At 46.9% G+C, this 14,737-nt stretch carries 13 protein-coding genes; 5 read left to right on the top strand and 8 right to left on the bottom strand.

Annotation, left to right across the window (positions count from 1 at the left end):
• Positions 1–16: 16 nt before the first annotated feature.
• From ACTHY5_RS07220 to ACTHY5_RS07195, 6 genes are all read right to left on the bottom strand, one after another.
• Entirely contained in the window at positions 17–817 is an 801-nt protein-coding gene (locus tag ACTHY5_RS07220; protein WP_441878202.1) for a peptide ABC transporter ATP-binding protein, read from the bottom strand.
• Positions 814–1,821: a peptide ABC transporter ATP-binding protein gene (locus tag ACTHY5_RS07215; protein WP_441878200.1), complete on the bottom strand. Its 1,008-nt coding sequence runs from the start codon at positions 1,819–1,821 to the stop codon at positions 814–816. Before ACTHY5_RS07215 ends, ACTHY5_RS07220 begins: the two co-directional genes overlap by 4 nt.
• Entirely contained in the window at positions 1,821–2,714 is an 894-nt protein-coding gene (locus ACTHY5_RS07210; RefSeq protein ID WP_441878198.1) for an ABC transporter permease subunit, read from the bottom strand. Before ACTHY5_RS07210 ends, ACTHY5_RS07215 begins: the two co-directional genes overlap by 1 nt.
• The gene (locus tag ACTHY5_RS07205) at positions 2,698–3,660 is read right to left on the bottom strand and encodes an ABC transporter permease (protein ID WP_441878196.1); all 963 of its coding nucleotides are present in this window, start codon (positions 3,658–3,660) and stop codon (positions 2,698–2,700) included. The genes ACTHY5_RS07210 and ACTHY5_RS07205 overlap by 17 nt, the downstream gene beginning before the upstream one ends.
• A 2-nt stretch (positions 3,661–3,662) precedes the next feature.
• A complete protein-coding gene (locus tag ACTHY5_RS07200; protein WP_441878194.1) occupies positions 3,663–5,318 on the bottom strand; it encodes an ABC transporter substrate-binding protein in 1,656 nt (551 codons plus the stop codon).
• A 228-nt stretch (positions 5,319–5,546) separates the two neighbouring features.
• Positions 5,547–6,026, bottom strand: a complete 480-nt coding sequence (locus ACTHY5_RS07195) for a hypothetical protein (RefSeq protein ID WP_441878192.1) — start codon at positions 6,024–6,026, stop codon at positions 5,547–5,549.
• A 203-nt stretch (positions 6,027–6,229) separates the two neighbouring features.
• On the opposite strand from ACTHY5_RS07195, the gene ACTHY5_RS07190 reads away from it, so the two are divergent.
• The 4 genes from ACTHY5_RS07190 (at position 6,230) to ACTHY5_RS07175 (ending at position 9,784) form a co-directional block, all read left to right on the top strand.
• Positions 6,230–6,427, top strand: coding sequence for a DUF4250 domain-containing protein (locus ACTHY5_RS07190; RefSeq protein WP_441878191.1), 198 nt, complete (start codon positions 6,230–6,232; stop codon positions 6,425–6,427).
• 33 nt (positions 6,428–6,460) lie between these two features.
• A complete protein-coding gene (locus ACTHY5_RS07185) occupies positions 6,461–7,126 on the top strand; it encodes a thiopurine S-methyltransferase (protein ID WP_441878189.1) in 666 nt (221 codons plus the stop codon).
• A 460-nt stretch (positions 7,127–7,586) separates the two neighbouring features.
• Positions 7,587–8,954, top strand: a complete 1,368-nt coding sequence (locus tag ACTHY5_RS07180; RefSeq protein WP_441878187.1) for a YjiH family protein — start codon at positions 7,587–7,589, stop codon at positions 8,952–8,954.
• Between the two features lie 140 nt (positions 8,955–9,094).
• Positions 9,095–9,784 carry a transposase gene (locus tag ACTHY5_RS07175; RefSeq protein WP_441878185.1) on the top strand — a complete coding sequence of 230 codons (690 nt, stop codon included), beginning with the start codon at positions 9,095–9,097 and terminating at the stop codon, positions 9,782–9,784.
• Positions 9,785–9,844: 60 nt separating this feature from the next.
• On the opposite strand, the gene ACTHY5_RS07170 is transcribed toward ACTHY5_RS07175, so the two are convergent.
• A complete protein-coding gene (locus ACTHY5_RS07170) occupies positions 9,845–10,477 on the bottom strand; it encodes a YccT family protein (protein ID WP_441878183.1) in 633 nt (210 codons plus the stop codon).
• Between the two features lie 485 nt (positions 10,478–10,962).
• Entirely contained in the window at positions 10,963–13,095 is a 2,133-nt protein-coding gene (gene dinG, locus ACTHY5_RS07165) for an ATP-dependent DNA helicase DinG (RefSeq protein WP_441878181.1), read from the bottom strand.
• 463 nt (positions 13,096–13,558) lie between these two features.
• On the opposite strand from dinG, the gene ACTHY5_RS07160 reads away from it, so the two are divergent.
• On the top strand, positions 13,559–14,620 hold the full coding sequence (locus tag ACTHY5_RS07160) for a porin (RefSeq protein ID WP_441878179.1): 1,062 nt from the start codon (positions 13,559–13,561) through the stop codon (positions 14,618–14,620).
• Positions 14,621–14,737 lie beyond the last annotated feature (117 nt).

Here is a 14,737-nt window from a genome sequence, read left to right as displayed (position 1 = left end):
GCTCGGCGCTACGAGTTTAGCGTTTATTATGATGCCAACGGTATTCGTTGTTGTAGTTTTGTAATAGGCGCAGCCCGTGTTCGCTTTGTGGCGTGGTGAGTACTTTTTGTGTGGGGCCGGCCTCTACTACATACCCATCGTGCATTAAAATGACATGATCACTAATGTGGCGCACCACTCCTAAATCATTAGCAACCAGCACATAAGAGAGCCCTAATCGAGTTTGTAGGCTTAATAATAAATTAATAATTTGCGAGCGCACCGAAATATCTAAATTAGAAATGGCTTCATCAGCCACAATAATATTAGGCGACAAAATAAGGGCGCGCGCCAATGCTACCCGCTGCTTTTGGCCGGTTGAAATCATTTGCGGATAAAAATGATAATGATCAGGTAACAGCCCTACCAACTTTAGGGTGTCGAGTACTAACTCGTGACGCTCGGTCTCATTGAGGTTGGTATTTAAGCTCAGTGGCATTTCTAAAATCTGGCCAATATTACTGCGTGGGTTAAGAGAGGTGTTGGGGTCTTGAAAGATCATGCGCAGTAACTGACAGCGCTTTTTATCATCACCGGCTGCAATTTTATCGCCATTAATATAGATACTGCCTTTAGTTGGTGGCATAACCCCGGCCAGCACTTTAGCTAAGGTACTTTTACCCGAGCCCGAGTCTCCCATAATAGCCAAGGTTTGGCCTCGCTCTAGGGTAAAAGACAGCGGATTAAAAGCCGTTTTCGTAACCTTACGAAACAGTCTGGTATGTGTCACAAACTCTTTACTTAAGTTATCAACTTTTAATAATGGCACCTGACTCATGACTTAGGCTTACCTTTCGGGGGCATATTGAGCGGAAAATGACAGTAATAGCTTTGCCCTTTGTACTTAGCTTGCACAGGAGCAATAACACATTTTTTTTGCGCATTGGGGCAACGAGGGCCTAATCGACAACCAATGGGCAAACTTTGCAGCGGAGGAATGGCCCCTGGCAAGGTATTAAGCCGTGATTTATGAGGTAAACTGCCATCTAAATCAGGCATCATTTGTAATAAAGCGGCGGTGTAAGGGTGATGAGGCTGAGTTAATATTTGCTCTCTTGTGCCAGACTCTACCGCTTGTCCACAATACATCACGGTAATGTTATTGGTTAATCGCGCAAAGGTCGTTAAATCATTACTAATCAACAATACGGTGGTACCCGATAGCTTATTAACGCGTTCTAGTAAGCGTAAAATTTGTGCCTGATTAGAGGCTTCCATGGCGTTGGTGGGCTCATCTGCCACTAATAATTTAGGTTGTGTGGCCAGGCCCATGGCAATCATTACCTTTTGGCATTCCCCCTCAGATAGCTCAAAAGGGTACGAGTTCATCACCGTTTTTGAGTTGCGAATCCCCACCCTATGTAACAAAGACGCCGCTTCTTTATGTCGCCAATGCCAATGCCGCCACCATGTTACTTTAACGCCACGATTAGGCATGGCCTCTTTTAACTGGGCCCCTATGGTTTCTGAAGGGTCTAAACAGCTTGAGGGCTCTTGAAATACCATGGCGATATCTTGCCCCATCATGCGTCGCCGCTCTTTATGCGACAAGCTAAGCAGATCAATATTATCAAAATGCATACGATCGGCTGTGACATGCCAAGTCTCTTTTGCAATACCCACCAAGGTCTCGGCAACCAAGCTTTTTCCCGATCCCGACTCGCCTACTAAGCCACGAATTTCGCCATCAGCCAAGGTTAAGCTGAATTTATCAACGGCTTTCACCAAGCCTTGCGGCGTTTCAATTTCAATCGTAAGATTACGAATATCTAGCAGTGGCATTAGTCCATCACCTCATTAATAGCTTGGCGAAGTCCTTCTCCCACCATATTGATCACCAATACCGATAACAAGATAGCTAAGCCAGGTAGGGCGACCGTCCACGGAGCCAAAAAGACCAATTCAATTGCGTCGGCCAGCATAGTCCCCCACTCAGGCCTAGGTGACTGAGCCCCTAAACCTAAAAAACCTACCGCAGTAATGTCCAAAATAGCAGAAGATAAACCTCGGGTAGTTTGACTAATGATTGTATCGCTTAAGTTGGGTAACACCCCATAACGCAGCATGTCCCAGCGGGTACCGCCGTCTAATCGTAGCGCAGTTAGGTATTCTTTTTGCATCTCATCTGACACGGCATTGTAGATGGCGCGGGTAAATTGCGGCGTAAGAGCCAAAGTAATAGCAATCAGGGTGTTAAATAGCCCAGGGCCTAATATAGCAACAAAAATAATGGCCAACAGTAACGAGGGAATAGACAGCAGTGTGTCTAGTAAGTGGTTAAGAATGCTGGCCTTAAAACCTTTGCTCATCCCCCCTATAATCCCGATAGCGCCTCCCACAACCAGCGCGACTAATACGGCTAACACGCCATTGCCAAAAGTGAGTCGAGCCCCAAATATTAACCGCGACAGCATATCGCGACCTAAATCATCCGTGCCTAAAAAAAAGTCAACATTCCCCTCATCGGCCCAAGAGGGGGGCATTAATAACAAATGGGTAAATTGCTCATTGGCCGCATAAGGAGCCAACCAAGGCGCCAGTAGGGTTAGCAGAGCTAATAGGCCTAATCCCCATAGGCCTATCATGGCCAGCATATTGCGCTTAAACACCAACCATGTTTGTTCTCGTGGTGAGCGTACCCGCACTTCTGGATAAATATTACCCCTGCTTGGCATAAATGGCCTTCCTTCTCGCTGGGTAAATTAAGGTCGACATAACTTCTACACCCGCACTGGCCACTATGGTAAAAGTGGCAATCGCCAGGGTACCTCCTTTTATGGCCGCATAATCTTGCAGCGCAATACTGGTCACCAGCCAGCGGCCTAAACCTGGCCAATCAAACACAATCTCAGTCATTATGGCCGAGGTCAACACAGTGCCAAATTGTAGCCCCAAAGTAGGAATAGCCATGGGCAGCGCATTACGCAGCCCATGACGTAAAATAACATGCCTGTCGCTTAGTCCTTTGGTAAGCACCGCGCGAATGTAATTATGTTTTAGTACCTCAAGCAAGGCACTGCGAATTTGGCGGATCACTTCAGTGGTGGGCACAATGGCCAGCACCAATGCCGGCAAAATTAAATGACGTAAAGCATCCCAAAATGCCGGCCAACGGTATGCATTATCGGCCAGTAAGGTGTCTATGGTCATAATGCCGGTCACTTGCTTTATGTCATACAATAAACTGAGTTGCCCAGAAACCGGGAGCCAGCCCAAATGCAATGAAAAAAACATCACCACTAAAAGACCTAACCAAAATACTGGTACCGAGTAACCAATTAAAGTGCCCGTTAAAATAAGGGTGTCTTGCCAGCGCCCCACCCGTAATGCTGCCAGCGTACCGGCAGGGATGCCGACGAACAAAGAAATAATAAACGCGGCAATACACAATTCTAAAGTAGCAGGAAAGTACTGGTTAAGCGCCCCTAATACTGGCAATCCAGATACGCTTGATACACCAAAGTCACCGGCTAATAGTTGGTTGATAAAAGTGATATAACCGCTAAAAAACGCAGGCGAGTGCTCGTTCATCAACTGAAACTCCAGCACATAGGCAATGAGCGTGAGCATAAGTAGCGTGCTTAGCAGTAAGATAAAACGGCGCAATAAATAAAGCAGCATGATTATTCCTTGTAAGCCTTATCGAAGGCAACACCGCCATAAGGCAATAATTGTAGTCCTTTTATATTCTTGCGATAAGACAACAACCGTTGACTGTGTACTAAAGGGATTAGGGCGACATCTTGATAAGCCAGCATTTGTGCTAGTTGATAGTGAGCTTGGCGCTGTGTCTGCTCTGGCTCTGTTAGTGCTAAGTCTAATTGCTGTTCAAATAACGGCTGGCACCAGCGGCTGGCATTAGTACCATTAGCAATACCTTGGCAGCTGAGTAGGTTGCGCAAAGTATTATCCGGGCTTGGAGTATCGGCAGACCATCCGGTTAATACAGCATCTTGATTACCATCTTGTAACTTGCGGCGCAGCAGCTGCTCATCCATAGGTTTTAACCTGACCTTAACTCCAAGCTGTGCAAGTCGCTGTTGAATCAACTGGCCGGTTTTTAAGCCATCGGGGTTATAGCTGCGCGCTCCTGCTGGCAACAGTAAGGTCATATTAATCGCCGCTTTAGCGGGCAGGCTCGCGGTTTGCGTGTTGGCTGGTATATTAGAAATACCAGCCTGCTTAAGCAGCCAGCGAGCGCGGTCTATATTAGCGCTCGGCATCGTTTGGGTGTTGCTGTGGGCCCAAGAGTGGCTGGGCAGTAAAGTGCTGGCTTTGCGCCCTTCATTAAAATACACCGCTTGTAAGATATCTTGGCGTGACAGAGCCAAGCTCAGGGCCTTGCGTACTCGAATATCATTAAAAGGGGCTTTTTGAGTATTGAGTGCCAATACTGACACACTCATGCCGCCAGCCTCACTCAATATTAAGTTTGGGTGTTGGTTAATAACGCTTAACTGGCTGGCTGCGGGGTTAGCCATGGCATCACACTCACCTGACAATAACTTGGCTAAGCGTTTAGATGATTTAGGAGTAATGTCGAACACTAACTGCTGTAACTGTGAGGGACCGGCCCAATAATGCGGGTGGCGATGATAACGAATAAACTCATCGGGGCGATAAAAGTTGAGCATAAAAGGCCCAGTGCCTATGGGCTTTTTATCTAATTGCTCCGGCGTACCCGCCGCCAGTAATTGCTTACCATACTCAGCTGATAAAATGCCTGCATAGTCGGTGGCCAGGTAGCTTAAAAAATCCACATCGGGGCGAGTGAGTATAAACTCAACTTGGTGTGGACCAATAACACGCACCTCACTTACTAAGTCTGGCCAATTAATACCGTTAAAAAATGGATAATGCCCGCCGCCCACATCATGATAAGGGTGCTGTTTATTAATGATACGATTAAAAGTGAATGCCACATCGTTGGCGGTAAACATGCGACTGGGGCTAAACCAAGGCGTATTATGAAATGACACCGCTTTTCGTAACGTAAAACGATAGCGGAGTCCTTGGTCATCTTTTTGCCACTGAGTGGCCAGTGCTGGCATCAGCTGCTGGCTTTGAGGGTTACGTTTTAGCAGACGGTTATAAAGCTGATGTGCGGTGGCATCTAAGGTTTCACTCGACATCACCAACTGTGGGTTAAAACTTACAGGGGCGTTACTAATACAATATAATAAGCTTTTTTGTGCCAGTTGCTGGCGATGACTGTCGTTATCGCCGCCACATCCTGCCAATAACAGACTGCTAAACAGCCCTAAAAGCCACACCCGCATTGTTTGATCCTAGAATTGTAGCTGCCCTGTAGGCAAAAAGAGGAGCCATAGTGTATAAGGCCGCAATACAGACGGTCACTTATATTGGCCTGCATATTCTGATAAGGGCGCTAATGTAATCACATTAACGGCCCGTCTATCAAGCAGAACTAGACTAACATCTTCTTTTAGCTCTCGCTCCTGTAACGCGCTTATGGTGACATTTAGCGTATAAGCTTAAGGCCAAGCTTAGTTGAGTTGATAAGGCTGCCATGAGGCATGCTTTAACGCCGAGTCAATCCGCAATCTACTAACTGGCTGTGATTCCTTTAATGTGCACTGTGCGTTAGCGATAAGATCACCGTACTTCCAACACACCACCACCGCAATGCTGGCACACTGTATGGCTTGTAACACCAGCTGGCGAGGCGCTTGCTGAGCATCAATAACGCGGGCGGGGTTGATGCCAGCACTTAGCAATGCTGCTCGCGATAATCGTTCTGGGGCATTGGCTATTAGGATCCAACCGCTATTTTGTTGACTAATGTTGGCCAAGTTAGCCAATAGGCGAGCTTGGGGCACGCCTCCCCAGTGGCTAATACGGGGGGCAATGCGATGCGGTTGGGCCGCGGTATACATAAAAGGCGCACCTTGTAATAGGGGTTGCCAGTGTATGGTTGAACAAAGGGTCTGATCTGCACATTGCAGAGAATGCAAAGAAGTAGCCATAGGTGATCCAAACTCCTGCGTGTCACTGTATGGGTATACAGTATTGATCATGCCGAGAGAGATCAAGCAAAATACTGGATAAATTTACAGCTCTTCTTGGTTGGCTCCACTTTATTGATCAGCTAATAGCGTAATACGACCGCTTTATTGTTAACCTAGTGTTAATGTAACTGAAGAAATAGCACTGCTAGCAGGAGGCTAATATGGATAAATTGCTACTAGAAGAAATGGACCGCCATATAGTGCTGAGCATTTTAAATGAGAAGCTGCGTTTAGAGTGTGATCACCTCACTACACTGATATCACGGTACGAACTGGACAAACATTGGCTAACTCAAAGCATGGCGCACATCGGGTATCGTTACGACGCCACCAGTAATCAGTTTAAACCTTGCGCTTAAGCCTAAAGGGCATTACTTGTAAATAGGATGGTTATGGAAGCAGACTTTTGGCTGAAGCGCTGGCAAAGCGCGCGCATTGGTTTTCATCGTGAGCAGATTAATAGCCAATTAAAAGAACACTGGCCCACCCTTAATGTGCCTGCCAAGAGCCCAGTGTTAGTACCATTGTGCGGTAAGAGCAACGACATGCACTGGCTGGCGGCACAGGATCATACAGTAGTGGGAATTGAGCTCTCACCCCTTGCAGTATGCGATTTTTTTGCCGACAGCCCGCTTACTCCACAGCAAGAAGCGCTTGGCCCTTATCAAGGTTGGCACACGCCGCACATTAGCCTATATCAAGGGGATTTTTTTAAAGCAGAGCAGCTTAATGTCACTTTTAATGCCGCCTACGACCGAGCCGCTCTTATTGCGCTGCCTGCTGCAATGCGACCTCAATACGTAGCACAGTTAGCCACGCTATTAGAGCCCGGGGCCGTGGTGTTAATGATTACTGTACATTATGCCCCCGACACACAACAGGGCCCGCCATTTTCGGTGTCAGAGTCAGCGGTAATAGAGTTGTTTGAGCCTTATTTCACCATAGAAACTCGCCCGACAGTGTCAGAGGGAGCAACCCATCCCAGAGTCGCCAGCGGCGAACTCGATTTTTTTGATGAGCTATGCTTTGTGCTAGTGAGAAAAGAGAGCGATGAATAATAGTTCCCCGAAGGGGCAAAAAGACAGCCGTACGTTATCCGCTGTACGCCGTACGTAAAAGCCAAACATGAAGTTAAAGCTGTCAGCCATCAGCCATCAGCCATCAGCCGTAAGCGATCAGCTAAAAAATGGATTGCCACGCTACGCTCGCAAAGACCACATAAAAACAGAAGTGACGTGTTAGCTTTAACGTAAGGCGTATAACGTGAAACGTACCGCTCCCCGAAGGGGTACAGACAAACCCTCTTAGTTGGGCTGCGAATATAGCGTTAAATGTTCACTGCCCCTTTAGATTAAATATATTCCACTGTAAAATAACTATTCAGCAAGCTCGTTGTTTGTTAGTGATTTATTCACTTTGCAATGGGCTTTATGCAAATGATGTTCTTGATTTGCATAACTCAGCATCTTTTAACTTTATTTATTCAAGCTATGCCAAGCAGAGCTTGGTGGAGTACTCATGGAAAAAACACAGGCGAAGCAGGCTAAAGCCAGCAAACGTAACCTACTGATGTTTGTGCTGCCCTCATTATTGGGCATTTTTTTGTTTATGACCCCGGTTAGCTATCAAGGCGATCTCACCATTATGATTGCCGTGTTGGCCAAGAGCCTGCAAGGGGCACTGGCAGAGGTGCTGCCCCTCATAGTGACTCTGATCATTTGTCTATCGGCCGTGCTGTCTTTGTGGATCACCCTGTTTAAGCCCATGGCGATCCTTAAACACCCATTTTTAAACACGCTTTTTAACGTGAGCTTTGTTTGGCTGATTAGCCGCTTATTAGGTGCCGTGTTTGTACTGCTGGTGTATGCCCAAGTGGGGCCTGAGGTGTTATACAGTGCTGACACCGGCGGTTTAGTGTTGAACGATCTCTTACCCGTGTTGTTTGCGGTGTTTATTTTTGCCGGTTTACTGCTGCCACTATTATTAGACTTTGGACTGTTGGAGTTTATTGGCACCTTGTTAACAGGGGTTATGCGGCCTATTTTCCGCCTACCCGGTCGCTCAGCGGTAGATTGTATGGCCTCGTGGCTGGGGGATGGCAGCGTGGGCATTTTGCTGACCAGCAAACAATATGAAGGGCGCCATTACACCGAGCGCGAAGCCGCTGTGATTGGTACTACCTTTTCTGCAGTCTCCATTACTTTTAGTTTGGTGGTGCTGGCGCAAGTGAAGCTAGAGCACTTGTTTTTACCTTTTTACTTTGCCGTGTGTGTGGCGGGTATTGTGGCGGCCATTATCGTGCCACGCTTACCGCCGTTGTGCTGGAAAAAAGACACCTTTATTAATGGCGAATCAAGAAATGCCAAAGATGAAGCCACGCCGAAAGGGTACTCACGCGTAAGCCATGGCTATCACCTAGCGCTAGCGCGTGCCAATAAAGTGGCAAGCTTAGGTCAAGTGGCTCGCACCGGTATTTATAATGCGCTAGATATGCTGCTAGGGGTTTTACCCGTGGTAATGGCCTTTGGCACCTTAGCTTTAGTGATAGCCGAAACCACCCCTGTATTTAGCTGGTTAGGCGTGCCGTTTGTTCCCTTGCTTGAATGGTTACAGATCCCCGAAGCTGCCGCCGCTTCACAAACCATAGTGGTGGGGTTTGCCGATATGTTTATTCCGGCCATTTTAGCTTCGTCCATAGAAAGCGACATGACCCGTTTTGTCATTGCAGCGTTATCGGTAACGCAATTGATTTATATGTCAGAAGTGGGGGCCTTGTTGCTGGGCAGTAAAATCCCCGTCAATGTACTAGAGCTGTTTGTGATCTTTATACTACGTACCCTAGTCACCTTACCCGTTATCGCCCTCATCGCCCACTGGGTGTTTTAAAAGACAAAAAGGGGCTAAAAGGACAAAAAGGGGTCGGAGTCAATTACCTTAAACCAAAGGTTTATGTAAAATTGACTCCGACCCCTTTTTTGTTTGCTATGCTTAATTTATCTACAGTGCGTACGTATAAAGAGGTGATGATGCCCAGAAGGTTAAGGTGCTATTTACCCGGAGTGCCCAGCCATGTAGTTCAGCGTGGCAACAATCGTCAAGACTGCTTTTTCTCTAATGACGATCGTGGCTTTTATATGAAAACCTTAGGCCAAGCGCTTAAGCGTTATAACGTTAAGCTGCATGCTTATGTACTAATGACTAATCATACCCACTTACTTATGACACCGAGCTGTGAAGAGGGCATATCTCATGTTATGCAAGCTTTGGGCAGAAGTTATGTTGGCTATATTAATCATCGCTATCAGAGAACTGGCACCTTATGGGAGGGCCGTCATAAGGCAAGCGTGATTGATAGTGAACGTTATTTATTGTGTTGCCAGCGCTACATTGAACTCAACCCAGTGCGTGCCGGCATGGTGGCTCATCCCGAACAATACTTTTGGTCTAGCTATCAGAGTAATGCCAATGGTAAAGAGATCAGCTGTATTACGCCTCACGACATTTATTTACGGTTGGGCAATAATAGCCAGGCTAGGCAGTTGTCCTATCGAGCCTTGTTTAAGGGGCATTTTTCTGAACAAGACTTAAAAGCAGTTCGCCAATGTTTAGAGCATAATTACCCGCTAGGAGAACCAGCATTCAGGTTGGAGGTTGAACAACAAAGCGAAACTAAACTGGGCAGGCTTACTCCCGGACGACCCAATAAAACGAATTAAAAGGGGTCGGAGTCAATTATTGTTGGCTGTAAATTGACTCCGACCCCTTTTAGAGTTTTCTTATTGCTGTTGGATCATCCAAATTTGAAAGGCACGTTGGGTGTCTTTATCGGCGCTGTTCCACCAGTATTTCAGCATGTCTAGCGAATCGGCATCTACGGCTGCATCTCCAAACTTGGCGGTAGCGGCGGCTACGGCGGCGTCGGTGCGGCCATTAAAGTCTTTACCTTCAGCTTTTAAGTAGTCTTGTACACCACTGGCTAGGTTTAAGCCCGCAGGGCGGTGGATAGTATACACTTCGGCAGATACGGGCTGGCCTGTGCGCTTATCTACTATGCTAATTTGGCTGGCTTGATCACGTAAAAAGCTGCGTGCTTGCTGATAGTTAATCGGCTTTTTATATTCAACGGTTAAGTGGGCATCGGCAGGCATATCTAAGTTAACAATAACAGGGTCACCTTCCATTACACGAATATGCTGTTTGGTAGAATAGTCTTCTACATACTCCAGCACAAACTGATGTTTGCCACCTTTCACCTCTGTTGAATGAGCTGCACTAAGTACGCTCTGCTTAGTTTTTTCACCATCAACAAGCAATAATTGATAAGGCTTGGCGGCTTCAAATGTGGCGGCATGGGCGCCAAAAGATAGGCCAGCCAACGCAAGGGCGGCAAGGGTTAAGCGTGTTTTCATTAAAGTGGGCTCCTGAGCCGTAATTAAATCACTCTGCCTTGTGCCATAGCAGACCCAAAGTGAGTGTTTCCATCATTGGACATCATAAATTTAAACACAAAGAGTGTGACAAGTTAATGGGTTAAGCGCAATAACTAACAAAGCCCAAGCCAGTGCCGAGCTAAAAGAACGTAAGGCGGACGGGCTAAGATAAACCGGTAAGGAGTGAGGGGGATTCCTCACCGCTTTTCCGTACCGCGCTTGGCGTACAGCGTACCGTTATCTGTTACATGGATTGCCGCGTCGCTGCGCTCCTCGCAAAGACCGAAGTGAAAGCTGTCAGCTTTCAGTTTAAAAACCAGCCCTAAACATCCATGTAGAGGCCGCTTCAGCTGGCCGATGGCGCGTAGCGGCATTAACATTCATCAAAAAAGCACTGCGTAAAACAGGTACACCATTAACTTCACAAAACTTTGTAGTCCCAAGATGCTTGTGCTTGTCCCCCTTCACATCTCACCCCCCCACCGTTTTCCATGCAGCTGTTTGTTAAAGGGCGGTAGGGCTTGAAGTAGGGCGGGGCCGTAGCGTTTGCTAACTAAGCGCTTGTCTAATAATACAATGCGCCCGGTGTCGGTTTCGGTGCGTAGTAGGCGGCCACAGGCTTGGATCAATTTGCGTGAGGCTTCGGGCAGCGCCAGTTGCATAAAAGGATTACCGCCACATAAGGTGATCCACTCGGCCATGGCTTCTTCCACCGGCGAGGTGGGCACTGCAAAGGGCAGTTTGGTAATAATTAAGTTAGTTAAATAGTGGCCGGGTAAGTCTAATCCCTCCGAAAAGCTGCCGGTGCCAAACAGTATGCTGGGCTGTTTACCATCACACTTATCTTTATGTAACTGCAATAAGGCTTGGCGGCTGGCTTCCCCTTGTACCAATAGCGAATGGCCTTTGGCCCTTAAGGCGGCGGCCACGTGTTGCATTTGTCGATATGAAGAAAATAACACCAAGCTTGCTTGTTGTTCTTTAAGCCAAAAGGGAATTTGTGTGGCTAATAGCTCATTAAAATCACTGTGGTTAGGTTCACAGGCCAGATCGGGAATAATCAGCTGCGACTGCGCATAGCTAAAGGGCGAGTTAAGGCGAATATAATGGCTGCCGTCATCTTGGCGTAAGCCCACAGCACGACGGAAATAACCAAAATCATTAAGGGCAGTTAACGTGGCAGAGGTCATAATGACAGCGGCAGCCCGCGACCAGCACCATTGCTCTAATAAATGCCCCACGGCTAAGGGGGTGGCGCACAGTATAATCTCTTGGTTGTCTTTAGCATCTAGCGCTAACCAGCGGGCAGGGGGTGTTTGCTTGGGGCCTGGGGCGCGCAGTAATAAGGTGGCGCCATCACGGATTTGCTCACCTTGCAGTTGTTGCTGGCTAATAATGGCCAATGCGGCTTCAATGGCCGGCGCCTGAGACGGGTTAATTTTAAGCTGATCGGCCAGTTGAGTATTAATGGGCCCTAGTGCACGGCAAAAAGTTTGGCTGTCTTCTTTGACTATGCTTAACAGCTCATCTAGCCCGCAGGGTAAATCGCCGGTGTTAAAGCGCAAGCAACCCTGATCATCCGTGGTGAGCTCTTGGCGCTGTAGCGCCGAAAACAGCGGTTGATAAACTTGGGTTAACGCCGGTATTAACTGGGCTGTGCTGTGTTGTAAGCGGCCAATGGCACTTTGGCCGTCTGTGCCTAATAAGTCGTTAAGCTTACTTTGCCATTTATTAAATTGCTCTAAAGAACGACGAAGCTGGCGCAGGCTTAAGCGAATAGAGCCCTGATCTCGGGCAACGTTGGCAATATGGTGAGCTTCATCCAATATATACACACACTGCTCGGGCTCGGGCAGTACAATGCCACCGCCCATGCTTAAGTCAGCCAGTAATAGGGCATGATTGACCACAATCACTTCGGCGTGCTCCAGCTCGGCACGGGCTTGATGAAAAGGACACTGTTGATGGCCCAACATAGGTTGGCAGCTGTGGCGTTCAGCTTGCAATTGCTGCCACAACGTTTGATCGATGGGAGTCGGCCAGCTATCGCGGTCGCCTTGCCAGCTTTTATTTTGGTAGGCCTGCCACATCTCGGCCAGCTGTGTTTCTTGTGTGGCGGTTAAGGGTGCAGACAGTAGCGTGCTTTCAAATGTTCCGGCTTCAAACATCTGGGTTTGTGCCGCGCCATTGGCTAAATCGGCTAAGCGCCGTGCACAGCAATAACGGGCGCGGCCCTTGGCTAATGCAAAGCGAAAGCTTGGCTTGCAATAAGGTAAAAACAGCGGCAAGTCTTTATCTACTAACTGCTCTTGCAGCGCTAAGGTCGCGGTAGAAATAATCACTTTTTTTTGATTCGCCCGCGCCCACGGAATGGCGGCTTGTAAATAAGCCAACGACTTACCAATGCCAGTACCGGCCTCGGCGACTAACATGCGCCGTGTTTTATCATATCGGCCCAATAATACCTTGCCTATTTCTGCCACTAAATAATTTTGTTCGCGGCGGGGAATAAAGCCTGGCAATGTTTGACTAAGTCGCCGATAGTTTTCTTGTACTAAGGTTTGGTAATTATGGGCTGGCTTTTTTTGAGTAGACATGGTGTTGGCTTATTAGTTGAGCGTGGGGTGGCAAAAAACGACCCAGTGTAGCGCCATTATAAAGAAAATAGCGCATTATTGTGAGAGGTTGAATGGGGCAGAGAGGATCAAGCTGTAATGTTTTTTTGAAAAGAGCCGTTTAATTTATGGTGTGCGTCACGTTGGCCTACCCAGAGTGTATATTACGGCATAAATAAAGTTAGCAAATGCTTATATTAAGCCGCTAGAGCGTGTTGTTACCTGCCGTACCAGAAAATTGACTGACCTGTTATTTATTGTCATTTGCTAGCGCTACTTGCCTACATTTTGTGAGGCGTGAGTCTAATTGTCATAAAAAGTTCCTGTTATTTTGTTGCAAGCCCAAAATGGCGGTGCTAATGTGCCCTACATAGTAACGCCAAGCGTTGCTAACACAGGGAAAAACAAAGACTTAGTGTTTAACTACAGTAGGCATATAAAAATCATGAAAAAAACAATCCTAGCTCTAACCATTCCTGCATTGTTTGCAACCTCTGCAAGCGCAGTAGAAATTTATTCAGCCGAAGACGGTTCAAAAGTAGATCTGTACGGTCGTTTAGAATACAACGCCGGTGGTTTAGATTATCAAGCTGGTTCCGATGAGCGTCAAAACTTTGGTGGTGAAGGTTTAGCTCGCGTAGGTATCAACTTTAATCAAGTGCTTAACCAAGATATATCGCTGATTGGTAAGTATGAAGCTAACTTTGATGCCGAAGGCGACCAAGATGATGTTGACACACGTTATGCCTGGTTGGGTTTCAACTTCCAAGGTACTACAGATGTTAAGTTTGGTAAAAGTGACACCAGCTGGACCCAGCTTTCTGATTTAACAGATACTTTTGATATCTTTGGTGCCTATGCAGTACTTGGCTCTTCTGAGATTAATGATCCCAGTAACGATATTCGCTCTAATGTTAAAGTTGGACCAACTTCGCGCGCGGAAGATCAAATAGCAGTTTCATATGCTGCTAACGGCCTTGATTTACGTGCTGCATACTCGTTTGATGATGCTAATAAGAATGATACAAATCCGACAGGTCAGAAAAGTCGTTACGGCGTTTCTGCAGGATATACTTTGCCCGTTGGTTTAGGTTTTGTTGCGGCCTATGAAGTTCAAAAAGATGTAGGCTTTGTTGATACTTCTGTACCTGAGGCTTATAAAGGGGATGTTGACACTTGGGGTGCTGGCGCGCATTACTCAATCGATGGTTTCTATTTTGCCGGTTTGTACGGTAACAAAACTTATGATATCGATAATGAAGGTGAGATCGGTACTAAGTTCTGGGAGTTATTAGCATCTTACAGCGTGGATGCTTGGACACTACAAGCAGCTTATGCTAAAGAAGATGGTCGTAAAGCTATTTCAGGCGAAGATATTACAGATGCATATACTTTAGGAGCTCGCTATTCGTTCACTCCTAAAACTAAGGTCTATGCCGAGTACGTAATCAACGAAATCGACGGCATGGATGACCTGTACGGTGTAGGTATTCAGTACAACTTCTAAGCGAGCTTAAGTTACGCTTAAACTAACTTAACAAGCATAAAGCCGGCGCAAGCCGGCTTTTTTATTGGTGAAACAGCAGTGATTGGGTTTGGAGAATAGTGATTTGGGGCTGGGGAA

The organism is Oceanisphaera sp., from assembly GCF_052084945.1.
In the GTDB taxonomy this organism is placed as follows: domain Bacteria; phylum Pseudomonadota; class Gammaproteobacteria; order Enterobacterales; family Aeromonadaceae; genus Oceanimonas.
The sequence above is the reverse complement of the archived record's forward strand: the minus strand, read 5'-3'. Positions and strand labels throughout refer to the sequence as shown.

Bases quoted from the DNA above. Each gene is read 5' to 3' on its own strand.
- ACTHY5_RS07205 (WP_441878196.1), bottom strand. From the start codon at position 3,660: ATGCTGCTTTATTTATTGCGCCGTTTTATCTTACTGCTAAGCACGCTA.
- ACTHY5_RS07175 (WP_441878185.1), top strand. From the start codon at position 9,095: ATGCCCAGAAGGTTAAGGTGCTATTTACCCGGAGTGCCCAGCCATGTA.
- ACTHY5_RS07185 (WP_441878189.1), top strand. From the start codon at position 6,461: ATGGAAGCAGACTTTTGGCTGAAGCGCTGGCAAAGCGCGCGCATTGGT.
- dinG (WP_441878181.1), bottom strand. From the start codon at position 13,095: ATGTCTACTCAAAAAAAGCCAGCCCATAATTACCAAACCTTAGTACAA.
- ACTHY5_RS07195 (WP_441878192.1), bottom strand. From the start codon at position 6,026: ATGGCTACTTCTTTGCATTCTCTGCAATGTGCAGATCAGACCCTTTGT.
- ACTHY5_RS07215 (WP_441878200.1), bottom strand. From the start codon at position 1,821: ATGCCACTGCTAGATATTCGTAATCTTACGATTGAAATTGAAACGCCG.
- ACTHY5_RS07170 (WP_441878183.1), bottom strand. From the start codon at position 10,477: ATGAAAACACGCTTAACCCTTGCCGCCCTTGCGTTGGCTGGCCTATCT.
- ACTHY5_RS07200 (WP_441878194.1), bottom strand. From the start codon at position 5,318: ATGCGGGTGTGGCTTTTAGGGCTGTTTAGCAGTCTGTTATTGGCAGGA.
- ACTHY5_RS07210 (WP_441878198.1), bottom strand. From the start codon at position 2,714: ATGCCAAGCAGGGGTAATATTTATCCAGAAGTGCGGGTACGCTCACCA.
- ACTHY5_RS07180 (WP_441878187.1), top strand. From the start codon at position 7,587: ATGGAAAAAACACAGGCGAAGCAGGCTAAAGCCAGCAAACGTAACCTA.
- ACTHY5_RS07190 (WP_441878191.1), top strand. From the start codon at position 6,230: ATGGATAAATTGCTACTAGAAGAAATGGACCGCCATATAGTGCTGAGC.
- ACTHY5_RS07160 (WP_441878179.1), top strand. From the start codon at position 13,559: ATGAAAAAAACAATCCTAGCTCTAACCATTCCTGCATTGTTTGCAACC.
- ACTHY5_RS07220 (WP_441878202.1), bottom strand. From the start codon at position 817: ATGAGTCAGGTGCCATTATTAAAAGTTGATAACTTAAGTAAAGAGTTT.